Annotated in this window: 16 protein-coding genes; 10 read left to right on the forward strand and 6 right to left on the reverse strand. The window is 72.0% G+C overall.

Features of this window, described 5'->3' with window-relative positions:
- The first annotated feature begins 226 nt into the window (after positions 1 to 226).
- Both ACIB24_RS05430 and ACIB24_RS05435 read left to right on the forward strand, forming a co-directional pair.
- Positions 227 to 916 carry a hypothetical protein gene (locus ACIB24_RS05430; RefSeq protein ID WP_398276243.1) on the forward strand — a complete coding sequence of 230 codons (690 nt, stop codon included), beginning with the start codon at positions 227 to 229 and terminating at the stop codon, positions 914 to 916.
- Between the two features lie 46 nt (positions 917 to 962).
- Positions 963 to 1,523 carry a hypothetical protein gene (locus ACIB24_RS05435; RefSeq protein ID WP_398276246.1) on the forward strand — a complete coding sequence of 187 codons (561 nt, stop codon included), beginning with the start codon at positions 963 to 965 and terminating at the stop codon, positions 1,521 to 1,523.
- 46 nt (positions 1,524 to 1,569) lie between these two features.
- On the opposite strand, the gene ACIB24_RS05440 is transcribed toward ACIB24_RS05435, so the two are convergent.
- The 6 genes from ACIB24_RS05440 to ACIB24_RS05465 all read right to left on the reverse strand — a co-directional run bounded on the left by ACIB24_RS05440 (position 1,570) and on the right by ACIB24_RS05465 (position 7,372).
- Positions 1,570 to 1,860, reverse strand: coding sequence for a WXG100 family type VII secretion target (locus tag ACIB24_RS05440; RefSeq protein ID WP_398276249.1), 291 nt, complete (start codon positions 1,858 to 1,860; stop codon positions 1,570 to 1,572).
- Positions 1,861 to 2,111: 251 nt separating this feature from the next.
- Positions 2,112 to 3,818, reverse strand: a complete 1,707-nt coding sequence (locus ACIB24_RS05445) for a S1C family serine protease (protein WP_398276252.1) — start codon at positions 3,816 to 3,818, stop codon at positions 2,112 to 2,114.
- 179 nt (positions 3,819 to 3,997) lie between these two features.
- Positions 3,998 to 4,135: a hypothetical protein gene (locus ACIB24_RS05450; RefSeq protein WP_398276255.1), complete on the reverse strand. Its 138-nt coding sequence runs from the start codon at positions 4,133 to 4,135 to the stop codon at positions 3,998 to 4,000.
- Between the two features lie 395 nt (positions 4,136 to 4,530).
- A complete protein-coding gene (locus ACIB24_RS05455) occupies positions 4,531 to 4,788 on the reverse strand; it encodes a hypothetical protein (RefSeq protein WP_398276258.1) in 258 nt (85 codons plus the stop codon).
- Between the two features lie 225 nt (positions 4,789 to 5,013).
- The gene (locus ACIB24_RS05460; RefSeq protein ID WP_398276261.1) at positions 5,014 to 6,570 is read right to left on the reverse strand and encodes a sensor histidine kinase; all 1,557 of its coding nucleotides are present in this window, start codon (positions 6,568 to 6,570) and stop codon (positions 5,014 to 5,016) included.
- 94 nt (positions 6,571 to 6,664) lie between these two features.
- Entirely contained in the window at positions 6,665 to 7,372 is a 708-nt protein-coding gene (locus tag ACIB24_RS05465; RefSeq protein WP_398276264.1) for a response regulator transcription factor, read from the reverse strand.
- Positions 7,373 to 7,533: 161 nt separating this feature from the next.
- Between ACIB24_RS05465 and ACIB24_RS05470 the strand changes: the two genes are divergently transcribed.
- From ACIB24_RS05470 to ACIB24_RS05505, 8 genes are all read left to right on the forward strand, one after another.
- Positions 7,534 to 7,998, forward strand: a complete 465-nt coding sequence (locus tag ACIB24_RS05470; RefSeq protein ID WP_398276267.1) for a hypothetical protein — start codon at positions 7,534 to 7,536, stop codon at positions 7,996 to 7,998.
- 118 nt (positions 7,999 to 8,116) lie between these two features.
- Entirely contained in the window at positions 8,117 to 8,473 is a 357-nt protein-coding gene (locus ACIB24_RS05475; RefSeq protein ID WP_398276270.1) for a PadR family transcriptional regulator, read from the forward strand.
- Positions 8,473 to 8,955 (forward strand): HAAS signaling domain-containing protein, encoded by a 483-nt coding sequence (locus ACIB24_RS05480; RefSeq protein WP_398276273.1) that lies wholly within the window; start codon positions 8,473 to 8,475, stop codon positions 8,953 to 8,955. Before ACIB24_RS05475 ends, ACIB24_RS05480 begins: the two co-directional genes overlap by 1 nt.
- A 209-nt stretch (positions 8,956 to 9,164) precedes the next feature.
- Complete coding sequence (locus ACIB24_RS05485; RefSeq protein ID WP_398276276.1) at positions 9,165 to 10,262, forward strand: hypothetical protein; 1,098 nt, start codon at positions 9,165 to 9,167, stop codon at positions 10,260 to 10,262.
- A gap of 36 nt (positions 10,263 to 10,298) precedes the next feature.
- Positions 10,299 to 11,222 carry an alpha/beta fold hydrolase gene (locus ACIB24_RS05490; protein WP_398276279.1) on the forward strand — a complete coding sequence of 308 codons (924 nt, stop codon included), beginning with the start codon at positions 10,299 to 10,301 and terminating at the stop codon, positions 11,220 to 11,222.
- A 40-nt stretch (positions 11,223 to 11,262) separates the two neighbouring features.
- Positions 11,263 to 11,829, forward strand: coding sequence for an FKBP-type peptidyl-prolyl cis-trans isomerase (locus tag ACIB24_RS05495; protein WP_398276282.1), 567 nt, complete (start codon positions 11,263 to 11,265; stop codon positions 11,827 to 11,829).
- A 137-nt stretch (positions 11,830 to 11,966) separates the two neighbouring features.
- Positions 11,967 to 12,359, forward strand: a complete 393-nt coding sequence (locus tag ACIB24_RS05500; protein ID WP_398276285.1) for a hypothetical protein — start codon at positions 11,967 to 11,969, stop codon at positions 12,357 to 12,359.
- Positions 12,360 to 12,391: 32 nt separating this feature from the next.
- On the forward strand, positions 12,392 to 13,510 hold the full coding sequence (locus ACIB24_RS05505) for a hypothetical protein (protein WP_398276288.1): 1,119 nt from the start codon (positions 12,392 to 12,394) through the stop codon (positions 13,508 to 13,510).
- Positions 13,511 to 13,566 lie beyond the last annotated feature (56 nt).

Consider the following 13,566-nt stretch of genomic DNA (forward strand, 5'->3'; position numbering starts at 1 on the left):
GCCTCCGGTCGGGGTACGGCGGCGCCCGTTCCCGACGCCGGCGTGGATGGTCCCATCATCCTAGGCGTGCCCGGGAGGGTGAGTCCTCGGGTGGCGGCGGCTGTGAAGAGGGTGACTGTGGAGGTGGGCGGACGTGACCTGGGTTACTCTCTGGTAGCCGTCGGAGTACGTCCTGACGGTCAGGGCGACGGCGTCGTCGCCCTCGGTGAGCGCAGGGAGATCAGCGGTGCGGCAGATCAACGTCAGCAGGCGACGGGGAACCGGTCTGGGTGGAGCGGCGCTGGCCGTCTCCATGCTGCTGGGGGTCTCGGCCTGCGGGTCCGACACCCCCGCGCAGACCCCGGCCCAGGCGGTGGAGCACGACTACCAGTCCTATGCCTCGGCGGTCAGCAACAAGAACGGCGAGACCGCGGCGACCTGGGTGAACGCCAAGACGTTGACCTACTTCGACGGGCTGCGGGACAAGGCGCTGGATGACGACGAGAAGACGTTGCGCAAGGCGACGCCGATCGACCAGCTGACCGTGCTGTCGTTGCGCAAGAACGTCCCGGCCGAAGTGCTGCGCACGGGTACCCCGCAGGCGATCGTCGCGTCGGGCGTCAAGAACGGCGCGATCGGCGACGGTTCCCTGCCGCAGACCGGTCTGAGCGACGTCAAGGTCAACGGCACCCAGGCCACGGCCCAGCTGAAGCTCGGCCTCGAGGACAGCACCCAGACGATGACGATCCGGTTCGACCGTGAGGCGAACCGCTGGAAGTTCGACATCTCGGCGACCGTCCCGGCCGGCAACGCGACGCTGGAGCAGATCGAGAAGTCGAACAAGGTCACCGCCAAGGCCGTGGTCGACCAGGTGCTGGTGTCGCGGTACGGGGCCAAGGAGGCCAAGGCGATCTGGACGCCGATCGGGCGGTCCTGAGCCGGAAAACCCTACGCCGCCGGCACCGGCGGCGTAGATCTCGTCCATGAGCGCTCTGCAGAGCCTGGGGGTCGATGGCGACCTGCCCGGCCCCGCCCGTTCCCCGGGCGGCCTGTGCGGGAGCCTGGCCGCCGTCGGACACCCGGTGCCGACGGACCTGGCCACGGTGGCCTGGCTGGCCCTGGCCCTGCACCGGCCGATTCTCGTGGAGCCCGCCGACCCCGAGGCCGACGGGGCCGAGCACCGCCATGCCGAGCACCGCCATGCCGAGCACCGCCACGCCGAGCACCGCCACGCCGAGCACAGCCACGCCGGGCAGTCCCTCGCCGAGGGTCTGGCCGCGGTCCTCGGTCGCGACCTGGTCCGCATCACCTGCCACCCCGCCATGGCCGGCGGTGACGGCCTGCCGGCCCGCGCCGTCCAGCGCGCGCGGCGGACGCCCGCCGTCCTGCTGGTCGAAGGCGCGCACACGGCGCCGCAGCCGTTCCTCGACGGGCTGCTGGCCGAGCTCGGCGCACCGGGCCCGTACGACCCGGTGCTCGTCCTGGTCGCCGCCCGCCCGGTGTCGCCCGCCCTCGCCCGCCGCTGCCTGACCGCCCGGCCCTGACCGTCAGCCCATTGAGCCCGCCGGGCTGATCGGCCCACCCCGGACCTCAGCCGGCGAACATCCGCACGGCCGAGGCCTCGACGTCCTCGTACTGCCGGCCCGCGGCGGCCAACGCCGCCTGGATCTCCTCCAGGCTCGCCCGCACGCGCTCCTGGGTGCCCCGCCACTCGCCGATCAGGTGCTGGAACGACGAGGACGCCTGACCCCGCCAGCTCGCCTGCAGTTCCAGCAGGTGCCGCATCATCGCGTCGACCTCCGCCCCCAACTGCGTCGCCGACGCCTGGACCGCTGCGCTGGCCTGCGCGACCTGCGCGCTGTCGACCTCGAACCTGCTCATCGCCTGGACCGTCCCCTCGTAGAAACCCGCGGCCCGCGCCGCGTTTCCCTCAAGGCTCCCAGACCCGGACGCACCCTCCCGAAGTTGTCCACAGGCGCCCGTCGTCCACAACCCCGGCGGGCCGCAAAGTGAAGATGGGAGGAGGCGAGCGCGGCCCTGACCCCGCGCTCGCCCCCTCCCACCGACGCCATGCCCGCGGCATGGCCCGTGCGGCGGCGAACGGGGGAGTCACCGCCGCACGGGGTCCGATCTCAGCTCGACGAGGTCGGCCTCGTGCCGAGCGTCACGGCGATCTTCTGGCTCTTGCCGTCACGCACCACGGTCAGTGTCACAGACGTGCCGGGTTGGCGCTCCTGGAGTTGTCCGACCAGGGAGGCGTAGCTGTTCACGGAGTCACCGTCGACCGCGATGATGGCGTCGTTCACCTTCAGCCCCGCCTTGTCGGCCGGGCCCCCGTTCACGACCTCCTTCAGCACCGCCGCCTCGCGGGACGCGCCGTCGACCCGCACCTCGGCGTCGGCGAGGCTGACGCCGAGATACGAGTGCTTGACGGCCTGGCCCTTGGCCAGCTGGTCGGCGACCGTCTTGGCCTCGTCGACCGGGATCGCGAAGCCGATGCCGATGCTGCCCGACTCGCCGGAGCCGCCGAGGGTGCTGCTGCCCAGGCTGGCGATGGACGACGGGATGCCGATCACCCGGCCCTGGGCGTCGACTAGAGCACCGCCGGAGTTACCGGGGTTGATCGCCGCGTCGGTCTGGATCGCGTTGGTGTAGACCTGCTCGCTGCCCGAACCGGTCCCGCCGCCGAACGGATTCTGCTGCTGGTCGCTCTCGGAGGACGACGTGGTGACCGGGGCGTCGGTGTTGCTGACGATGCCGGTGGTCACCGTGTTCTGCATGCCCAGCGGGTTGCCGACCGCCATCACCGGGTCGCCGGTCTTGACGGTGGACGAGTTGCCCAGCGTGGCCGGGGTCAGGTCCGACGGCGGGTTCTTGATCTTGATCACGGCGAGGTCGGTCCGGCTGTCGGTGCCGACCACACTGGCCTCGTACTCGCGACCGTCCGAGAGGACGACCCCGATGCTGGCGTCGCTTCCGGCCCCGGTGGCCACGTGGTTGTTGGTGAGGATCTCGCCGCTCTTGCTGAGGATGACGCCCGACCCCTCGCCCGAGGCCGACTGGCTGCTCACGGTCACGGCGACCACGCTGGGCTCGACGGCGGCCGCGACCGCCGTCCAGTCGGGGTTCTCCGCGGTGCTGGTGGTGACCGGCGCCGAGACCTTGGTGTCCGAGCCGGAGCTGCCGGCCGCCGTGGTGCCGTCCGTCGTGGCCGCGATCAGGCCCGCGGTCAGCAGGCTCGAGAGCAGGGCCGCGCCGACGCCGACGCCCACCACACCGCCCCAGCCCGGACGGCGGGGCTCGCGGGGGCGGGGCACCGCGCCACCGGGGGCGTCCGGCGGGCCGGGCGGCGTCGGGGCGCCGAACGAGTACCCGGGCCGGTCCTGCGACTCGGGGCCCGAGGGCTGATGGCCGGGGCCGCCGGAGGGGCCGAAGCCGCTGGGGGGTGCGGGCGGGGGCGGAGGTGCGGCGGGCCGGTCCTGGACGGCGGTGGCCTGCGGGCTGGTCCAGCCCGACGCCGCGGGCTGCCCGTACCCGTACCCGTAGCCGGCCGGGGCGGCGGGCGCCTGGACGGCGGGCTGCGGGGCCGGTGGGCCGGCCGGGGGTTCCACCGGCTGGGCGGCGACCGGCTGGGGAGCGGTCGGCTGGGGGGTCACCGGCTGCGGTGTGGTCGCCTCGGTGCTCAGCGGGGACGTCGTGCCCGTCGTGCCCGTCGTGCCCGTCGTGCCCGGGGACGCCGGGGCGGCGGGCTCCTCGTCGTAGCGGGACGGCGGCTCACCGCCGACCGGAGGCCTGCGGGCCCACGCGTAGCGGGCTTCTTCGTCGTTGCCGTTCGTCATGTCACTACCTCGTGGTCAGGATCGCCGGAGTGCTTCGCGGAACATTCGACCCTGTCCGCCTCGACGTTCTCTGCTTCCACCCTGAGAGCATCCTGGGAATCCCGCCACCTGGAGCGCCCCCGCCGTCCGGACGCGTCGAAGGGCCGGCCGAGTACCTCGGCCGGCCCTTCGCGGAGTCGTCAGTCGGTGGTGCTGACCGGGCCGGTGATCGGCCGGCCGTCGGCGCCCAGACGCGTCCGACGCGGGTTCGCGAGGGGAGCGCTCGGCGACTCACCGTGAACGGAGTCGGCGTCCGGCGTCCCAGCTGTGTGCAGCATTCAGGCCTCCTCGGAGGTTCTTCGACGTGCCGTTGAGCAGGTACCAAGTGGAGCGTGCGTCCGATCTTGTCAGACGTTCTCCGCCTTGTCCGGACATCTTGTGCGGACCAGGTGACCGCTGGGTTTCCGCGGAGTGTTGCGCGGGTCAACGCTCCGGGGACCGGCTCGGCGACACGCTCGAGAAGGCCACTCTGACCTGCTCTTATGTTCTATAAACCATGAGGAGGGTCCCTCCGCATCCCGAAAGGGCCGAATATCGGGTGTGCGAAGGCTCACGTCCCCGAACGGGGTGACGGCCGGTCCCCGCCGTTCAGCGGAGAGCCGGCCGTCACCGGTGGTCGTGCTGCCGTCACGGTGCGCCGGGGAGGGTCATGGAGGCCCTCCGGCGCGTCCGCTCACATCCCCGCCAGCACCTCCTCAGCCACGGGCAGGTCCCGCGCGGCGACCAGGACGATGAACCGAGAGTCACCGTGCGGGGTGCGGCTCTCGGAGATCACCGGGCTGATGTCGACGTCGGCGAGGCTCGCCTCGGCCAGGGGCAGGGTGGTACGGCCGACCTCGGTGACCCGGACGAGGCGGTCCGGGTTCGGGGCGGGCAGGACGGTGTCGAGGAAGCGGGCCCACAGGGACCCGGTCGTGGTGGTGCCGGTCATGGCATCGCTCCATACGGAGAGAAGGGGCGCCGGGTCGCACGGGATCGCCGTGGCCCGGTCGCGAGGACTCGGACGGCGCTGCCTCGGGCCGCCAGGCCGGCCGGCGCGAGAGGGGTACCACCGCGTGGTGGGCGGTGTGCGCGCCGGTCCGGCTCCGTAATCATCCCATGACCGGGCGGGGCGATCAGCCCGCTACCCGGGGGTAACCGATGCTTGTGAGTCGATTCACAAGCTCGCGTCGTCCTCCGGGCGGTCCTCGGCCGGCCGCAACGGCAGCTCGACCCGGAAAGTCGCCCCGCCGCCCGGGGTGGGGGCGACCCCGACCCGTCCGCCGTGCACCGAGACCACCGCGGCCACGATCGACAGCCCCAGGCCGGAACCGCCGCCCTGGCTGCGGGCTCGCGAGGCGTCCACCCGGTAGAACCGCTCGAACACCTTGACCGCGTGCTCGGGTTCGAGCCCCGGCCCGTGGTCTCGGATCTCCAGGACGGCGATCGCCCCGGCCCGCCCCACCGCCAACTCGATCGGAGTGCCGGCCGGGGTGTGCCGCACGGCGTTGGCCACCAGGTTGCTCACCACCTGGCGCAGCCGGGCGTCGTCCCCGGTGACCACCGCGGACGCCGGTCCGGAGTTCGCGGTCAGGCCGACCAGCGAGACCGTACGGTCGGGGGCCAGGCCCCGGGCGTCATGGGTGGCGTCCCCGGCCAGCACCAGCAGGTCGACCGGCTCACTGCGCACGGGCCGCTGCTCGTCCAGGCGGGCCAGCATGAGCAGGTCCTCGACCAGGCCGCCCATCCGGCGGGCCTCGTCCTCGATCCGGCCCATCGTGCGGGCGACGTCCTCCTCCTCGCGCACCGCGCCCTGCCGGTACAGCTCTGCGAACCCGCGGATCGAGGCCAACGGGGTGCGCAGCTCGTGCGAGGCGTCCGCCGCGAACCGGCGGGTGCGGGACTCCGAGGCCTCCCGGGCCCGGAACGCACTCTCGATCTGGGTGAGCATCCCGTTGAGCGAGGTGGTCAACCGGCCGACCTCGGTGGACGACGGGCGCTCGGGGACGCGCTGGGAGAGGTCGCCGGCGGCGATGGCCGCCGCGGTCTCCTCGACCTCCACCAGGGGGGCCAGGGCCTGGCGGATGGCGATCCAGCCGAACAGCGCGGACAGCAGGGCCAGCACGGCTCCCAGGCTGAGGAAGATGATCTCGACCTGCTTGATGGCGTCCTCGACCTGGGTCAGCGGGAGGGCGATCAGGGCGTACCCGACCGACTGCCCGCCGCCGCCGAACTGGGGCGTGATGGCGTAGGCGATGACCCGGTAGTGCACGCCGTGGTTGTTCGAGTCGACCGTGAACAGCTCACCGTTGTGCGCCTCGACCTCGCGCGTGGTCATGGTCGGGAATCGGGGCAGGGCCCCGGACGTGCTGGTCTCGGTGCCGTCCGACTCCTCGGTCCCGGTGATGAGGTCCGGGTTCTGGCCCTCGCGCGCGATCAGCACCACGTAGCGACTGGGCAGCCCGGGCCCGCCGCCCAGGCCGCTCGCGCTCTGGGCCGCGGTCAGGATGCGGTCGGCGTCGTCGCGCAGGTCCTGGTCGACCTGGCCGACGAGGAACCGCTTGAGGACGAACGTCGTGCCGGCGCCGGTCAGGGCCAGGGCGATGAACAGCAGGACGACCATGATGCCGACCAGCCGGGCGCGCAGGGGCAGGCGGCTCCAGCGGTTCGCGACCGGCGCGGTCACACGGTTGGCCTGGGCCCGCCGGCGCAGCGCCTCGCGATCGAACCGCATGCGGCGCAGGGGTTCCGGTGGTCCGAGAGTCTCGACCTCATCGAGATCGACCTCGACGTCCGTGTCGGAGGGGGAGGAGGTTGACATGGTCGGCTCAGGACTCCGGGGGCAGGCGCAGCACGTAGCCGACGCCCCGCTTGGTGTGGATCAGCGCCGGGTCGACATCGTCGATCTTGCGCCGCAGGTAGGAGATGTACGACTCGACGATGCCCGCCTCACCGTTGAAGTCGTAGGCCCAGACGTGGTCCAGGATCTGGGCTTTCGACAGCACCCGGTTCGGGTTCAGCATCATGTAGCGCAGCAGCTTGAACTCGGTGGGGGACAGGTCGATCAGCTTGCCGGAGCGGCGCACCTCGTGGCTGTCCTCGTCGAGCTCGAGGTCGTGGAAGATCAGCCGGCCGGAGTCGGAGTCGGCCGCCACGCCGGTGCGGCGCAGCACCGCGCGGATGCGGGCCACGACCTCCTCGAGGCTGAATGGCTTGGTGACGTAGTCGTCGCCGCCGATCGTCAGGCCGGTGATCTTGTCGGCGTTCTCGTCCCGGGCGGTGAGGAACAGCACCGGGATGTTGCGGCCGCGCTCGCGCATCCGCCGGGTGACCGTGAAGCCGTCCATGTCGGGCATCATCACGTCCAGCACGACCAGGTCCGGCCGGTGCTGCTCGACGAGCTTCAGCGCCTCGCCGCCGTCGGCCGCGGGCATCACGTCGAACCCGGCGAACCGCAGGGACGTCGTGAGCAGCTCGCGGATGTTGGGCTCGTCGTCGACGACGAGCAGTCGCGCCTCAGGAGTCTTCTCAGCCACGTCAAGGAGTATCGGCACGCTTCCTGGGAACTGTCTGGACGCCGGCTCACAGATTTGTGGGCGCGATGAAGCGGTGTCGAAATCGTCACCTAACGGTCTTTTCAAGCGGCGCCGCCCTCGACAGGATCTTGGTTTCCATCCCCGACCGGAAAAGGACTCCGATGTCTGCGTACCCCCTGACTGCGCACTCCCCTGTCGGCCGCCGTCGCCTGCGACTGCTCGTGGGCCTGGCCCTGGCCTTCGCCGTGTTCCTCGGTGTCGGTGCCCCCCAGGTGGCCCAGGCCGCCCCCGTCCCCGCCGCGGCCCTCGCCCCCTCCATCACCATCAAGCCGACCCAGACCCTGGCCCAGGTGCAGGCGGCGGTGAAGGCTCTGGCCAAGGGTCAGTCCATCGAACTGATCGACCCCGCCACCCTGAAGCTCGACAAGGGTGTGGCCTGTTCGGTGGCCGTCACCGTGGCGCTCTACGCCTTCTCCGGTGCGGTGGTCGGCTATCTGGCCACGGCCGGGATCGTGGTCACCGTCCTCGGGGTGGCTGTCGACGCCGGGCTGCTGGCCGGGATCGCGGCCGGGAAGATCAAGTGGCCGGCCGTCTACGCCTGGGTCGGCGCGAACGTCTGCAAGTAGAGGCTCAGCGCCGGAGGGCGCCACCGCCTGGACCGGGCGGTGGCGCCCTCCGGTCGTTCCGGCGCCATCCGCGGTTGGACTCTTGCGCCGCAAGGTACTGGCAGCTACCTTGTGACGCATGGAACCTGGCGAGACGCGGCAGGTACTGCCGCAGTTGCGTCGCGGAGCTCTGGAGTTCTGCGTGCTGGCGCTGCTGCGGTCACAACCGCGCTACGGCTTCGACCTGGTCAGGGAACTGTCGGCGGACGAACTGCTGACCAGCGAGGGGACGATCTACCCCCTGCTGTCGCGACTGCGGAGGGAGGGGCTGGTGACGACGACCTGGCAGGAGTCCGACTCCGGCCCCCCGCGTCGCTACTACGCGCTCACCCCGGCCGGGCACGGCGCCCTGGCCGGTTTCGTCGAGGAGTGGCGCCGTTTCCGTGACGGCGTCGACCGAGTCCTGAGGCTCGGCACTGGAGAGGGGACCCGATGATGACCACCGCCCTGGACCACCCCGCGGTGCGGGACTACCTGGCCCGGCTGAACGCCGCGGCCGCCGTGCTGCCGCCCGGCCGCCGTGTCGAGCTGATCGCCGAGATCCGCGGCCACCTCGCCGAAGCGCTGACGGGAGAGGCGGTTTCGGACGCGGCCGTGCTGGCCACGCTGGACCGGCTCGGCGACCCGGCCGAGATCGTCGCCGCCGAGGGCGGGCCGCAGGCCCGGCCGCCGCTGCCGCCGCTGACCGGCGTCCCGAACTCGCCCTGGGGTGCCCTGGAGATCGTCGCCGTCCTCCTGCTCACGGTCGGGTCCCTGGTGCTGCCGGGCATGGGCCCCCTGGTCGGCATCGTCCTGGCCTGGGTCTCCCCGGCCTGGACCCGGCGGCAGAAGGTGATCGCCACGGTGATCGCCGTCGTTCCGGCCTTCCTCGCCCTGCTGGCGGGCTTCGGCGCCCTGCTCGCCTTCTCGGCGCCCTGACCGTTCCGTTCCCGAACTCCCGGAGGTATCCCGTGGCCGTCGCCCTCGCCCTGCCGCTCCTGTTCGTCCTCGCCGTCCTTTCGCCCACACTGGCCGGCGTCTACCTGGCCGTCGTCCTCTCCCGGAACGCCCGACCACGCTGAGCCCGACCGAGCACCTACCTCAAGGTGCTCTTGTCAGCAGTACCCGTAGGGCCGCAGCATCCGTCGATGCGCATGAGAACCCTGACTCTGCGCGCGTTCGTCACGGGGGCCCTGATCGCCGCCGCTGTCGTCGTCGCGCCCGTCCCGTCCGCCCAGGCCGCCTGCACCTTCTCGATCAGCTCCGTGGCCTGGAGCCCGGCCACCGTGGACGACACCGCGACCGATACGAGTACGACCCTGACGATGAAGGCCACGGCCGGCTTCCCTTACGTCACCGTGCAGTTGGACGACCTGGCCTCGAACACTCACGTCTTCGACCCGGCGTACGCACGACTGACGCCGGTCACCGGTCAAGCGGGCACGTACCGGGGGACCGTCACCGTGGTCCCCGGTGCGACCCCGGGCAGCTACGGGCTGCGTGGCGTCACCACCGCCAACAGCCAGTGCTTCCTGGCCACATACTCCGGGTCCTACAGTGCCGCGCAGCTCGCCGCCTTCCCGGCGCTGAGCGTCACCGGCGCACAGGACGCCCAGGCTCCGGTGATCGCGTCACTCACAGCCGGGACCGGGACCTACGACGCGACCCGCGGCGGTTCGATCCCCGTGTCGGTGCGGGTGAGCGACGACCTCAGCGGCGCGTCCGCGGTCACCGTCGGCGCGTACGCACCGAACGCGAACGTGACCCCGTACGGCACCTCCGTGACTCTCACGCGCAGTAGCGGCACCGCGCGCGACGGCGTCTGGTCCGGCTCCCTGCCCCTGCCCGGTGGCACGCAGGACACCTGGACGTACTCGGTGTCGGCGATCGACCGGTACGGGCGCGGGACTCAACGCTCCGACCTGGGCGGGTTCTCGACCTTCACCACCGCGCCGCCGCCGAAACCCACGGGAATCAAGGCGGTTTCGCTTCCCGCGGTCAACATCGGCATCGGCGGCAGCGGCCCGGCAGTGAAGGTCACCTGGAACCAGTCCACGAGCGGTCAGCCGGTCGCCGCCTCCTGGCTCGTGACCCCCACCGGTTCGTGCGCCCGCTCCGCCGTGGTGGTGACCGAACCGACCGCCTCCTTCGGCCGCACCGGTTCGATGGGCCTGTGCACCGTCTCGGTCGTGGCCCGCAACGCCGCAGGTTCGTCCACGGGCGTCAGCGCGACCGCCGTCCTCTGAGGGGCGGGCGGTCGGGGCGTGTCGTACGGTCGGGGCGTGGCGCGGCCCGAGATCACCGAGACCGTCGTCCGGACGCCGGGCGGGAAGATCGCCTGCACGACCGCCGGTCCGGACGACGCGCCCGCGTTGCTGCTCGTGCACGGGCTCGGTGCGACGCGCCGGACCTGGCGCAAGCTGATCGGCGCGCTCGCCACCGATCACCGCGTCATCGCCGCGGACCTCCCCGGGCACGGCGACTCCGAGGAACCCTCGGGCGACTACTCCCTGGGGGCGCACGCGACGGCGCTGCGCGACGTCCTCACCGTGCTCGACGTCCCGGCCGTGACCATCGTGGGGCACAGCCTCGGCGGCGGGATCGCGCTGCAGTTCGCCTACCAGTTCCCGGAACGGACGCAGCGCGGCGTCCTGATCAGCAGCGGCGGCCTCGGGCCCGAGGTGAACCTGATGCTGCGCGCGGCCACGCTGCCCGGCGCCGAGACCGTCGTCGCCCAGCTGGCCCGCATCCCGGAGGGCGTGACCCGCCGCGTGCTGCCGCTGATGTCGATGCTGCCGCGCTTCCTGGCGCTCGAGGACGCCGGCCCGACCGCGGGCACGTTGCACGGGTTGAGCGACCCCCGCTCGCGGGTCGCCTTCGTGCGCACCGCCCAGAGCGTCATCAACTGGCGCGGTCAGACCGTCAGCGCCCTGAAGCGCCTGCACCTGCTGGCCGGGATGCCGGTGATGATCGCGTGGGGTGCGAACGACCAGACCATCCCGCCCGACCACCACCGGGCCTTCGCGCAGCTGGTGCCCACGGCCACGGTGGCCGAGATCCCCGACGCCGGGCACTTCCTGCACGAGACCGCCGCCGACCGGTTGCTCCCGCCGCTGCTGGACTTCCTGGCCACCGAACCGCCCTTCGAGTACAGCGAGGAGCGCTGGCGCCGGTTGCTCACCGGCGATCACAGCTCCGTTGACTAGGGTTGACGCCCGCGTCGTCCCCGACCAGTCAGGACCTGCCGTGCCCCGCTCGCTCGCCGTGACCGCCGTCCTCGCCGGAGCCCTCGCCCTGGCCGCCTGCGGAGGGGGGAGCGAACCGTCGGACACCGGCAGCAGCCTGGCCGCGTCGGCGGGCGGGTCGTCCGCCGCGCCGGCCGCCGGAGCCGTGACCTACCAGGGCGTCACCGTGAGCAACCCGACCGACCTGACGAAGGCGTCGAACCCCACGTCGTCCTCCAGCAAGACCCCCGCGAAGCTCGAGTACAAGGACCTCGTGGTCGGCACCGGCAAGGAGGCGAACGCGAGCTCCACGGTGACCGTGCAGTACGAGGGCGTGCTCTACAAGGACGGCACCGCGTTCGACTCCTCGTGGAGCCGCGGCGGCCAGCCGGCCAGCTTCTCGCTCATGCAGGTCGTACCCGGGTTCACCCAGGGCATCGGCGGCACCGACGGCGTCCCGCCCATGAAGGAGGGCGGTCGGCGCGTCATGATCCTGCCCGCCGAACTGGGCTACGGCGCGCAGGCCACGGGGGCGATCCCGGCCAACTCCCCGCTCGTCTTCGTGGTCGACCTGGTCTCCGTCTCCTGACGTCAGGCCCCTGACCTGCGCGGACGTACTACCGCGGGCAGGTGCTCTTGTCAGCAGTACCTCCGTCCGACCACGATCCGCCTGGTTCCGCGCCGGGGGGTGACCGCCTCGGCATCGCCCGAGAGGAAGTCCCTGACGTGCTTCTCAGCTCCCTTACGGCGCGTGCTCTTCTGACCGCCGCTGCCCTGTCCACCACGGCCTTCGGCGTCGGATCGTCCGCGCAGGCGGCGACCGTCCCGGCGAAGCCGACCGGCGTGAAGGCCGTCACGCAGTACTACTTCACGATCGGCCAGTTCTCGCCGGGCTGGGTGGCCAAGGTGACCTGGAACCGGCCGGCGGTCGTCAGCCCGGACGCGTTCTGGCTTCTGACGACGTCGGGGTCGTGTGCCCTCCCCTCGCCGACGTGGACCACGAGCACGTCGGCCGAGTTCCGCAAGAGCGGGTCCTCCGGCGTCTGCAAGGTGACGGTGCAGGCGGGCAACGAGGCGGGCCTCTCGGAGGGTGTGACCGTCCAGGCCCTCCTGCCCTGACGCCGGTCCGCCACCATCCGAAAGGCACCAAGATGCGCCTGAAGACCCTGACCACCCGCGCCCTGGTCGTGGCGACCGCCCTCGCGGCCGCATTCGTCGTCGCCCCCGCCACCACCGCCCAGGCGGCCTGCAGCTTCAGCATCAGCTCCCTGAGCTGGAGCCCGGCATCGGTGAGCAACGCCGTCGACTCCACGGTGACCATGACCCTGAAGGCCACCGCCGGCTTCTCGAGCATCGGTGTCGATGTCGGGCCGCTAGGGTTCGCCAAGCAGCTGAAGCCCGTCAGCGGGCAGGCCGGCACGTACCGGGGCACCCTCGGCGTGACCCGCGGGACCGCCCCCGGTCAGTACGGGCTCACCTCCGTCGTCACCGCCAACAGCCAGTGCTTCCTCGCCTCCTTCTCAGCTGGCTACGAGCAGGCCCAGCTGGAGGCCATGGGCTTGCCCGAGCTGACCGTGACCGGCGCCGCGGCCGACACCCAGGCCCCCGTCGTCGCCTCGTTCACCGGGGGCTCGGGCCCCTACCCCGCCACGGCCGGTAGCTCCATCCCGGTCTCGATGCGGGTCACGGACGACGTCAGCGGCGTCGCGTCGGTGACCGTCAGCGCGACCGGCGACGAGGACAGCTCGCTGCCGCAGCCGTTCAACCAGTCCCGCAGTAGCAGCGTCGCGCTCACCCGGACCGGTGGAACCGATCTCGACGGCACCTGGACCGGATCGCTACCTCTGGTAGCCGGTACCCAACAACCGTTCACCTACTACCTGACCGTGACCGACCGGGTCGGTCACCTGTTCCAGGGCCCGCCGCCGACCGGGTCCGCCACGGGCTTCCGGACCGCCACCACGGCGGCGCCCGCCGCGCCGACCGGGGTCAAGGCGGTCACGGCCTACCAGCCCGGCGTCATAGGTGACATCAACATCCGCGGCGGGTGGTACGTCGGCGTCACGTGGAACCCCCCGGCCGCAGGGACACCGGGCGCCACCGACTACCGGATCACCACCACCGGGTCCTGCGCCGGAGCCGCCGCGTCCTTCTGGTCGACGACCTCGGCCCGGGTGTATCCCCCCGCGCACGGCGTCTGCAAGGTCACCGTCTATGCACACAACGGGGTTGGAACGTCCGCGGGGGCGTCGGCGTCTGCCCTCTTCTGACCACCCACGGAAAGGGCGCTACGTTCCGAAATCCCTGACCACACGCTCGCCGTTCG

This window comes from Spongisporangium articulatum (assembly GCF_044465595.1).
Classification (GTDB): domain Bacteria; phylum Actinomycetota; class Actinomycetes; order Actinomycetales; family Kineosporiaceae; genus Spongisporangium; species Spongisporangium articulatum.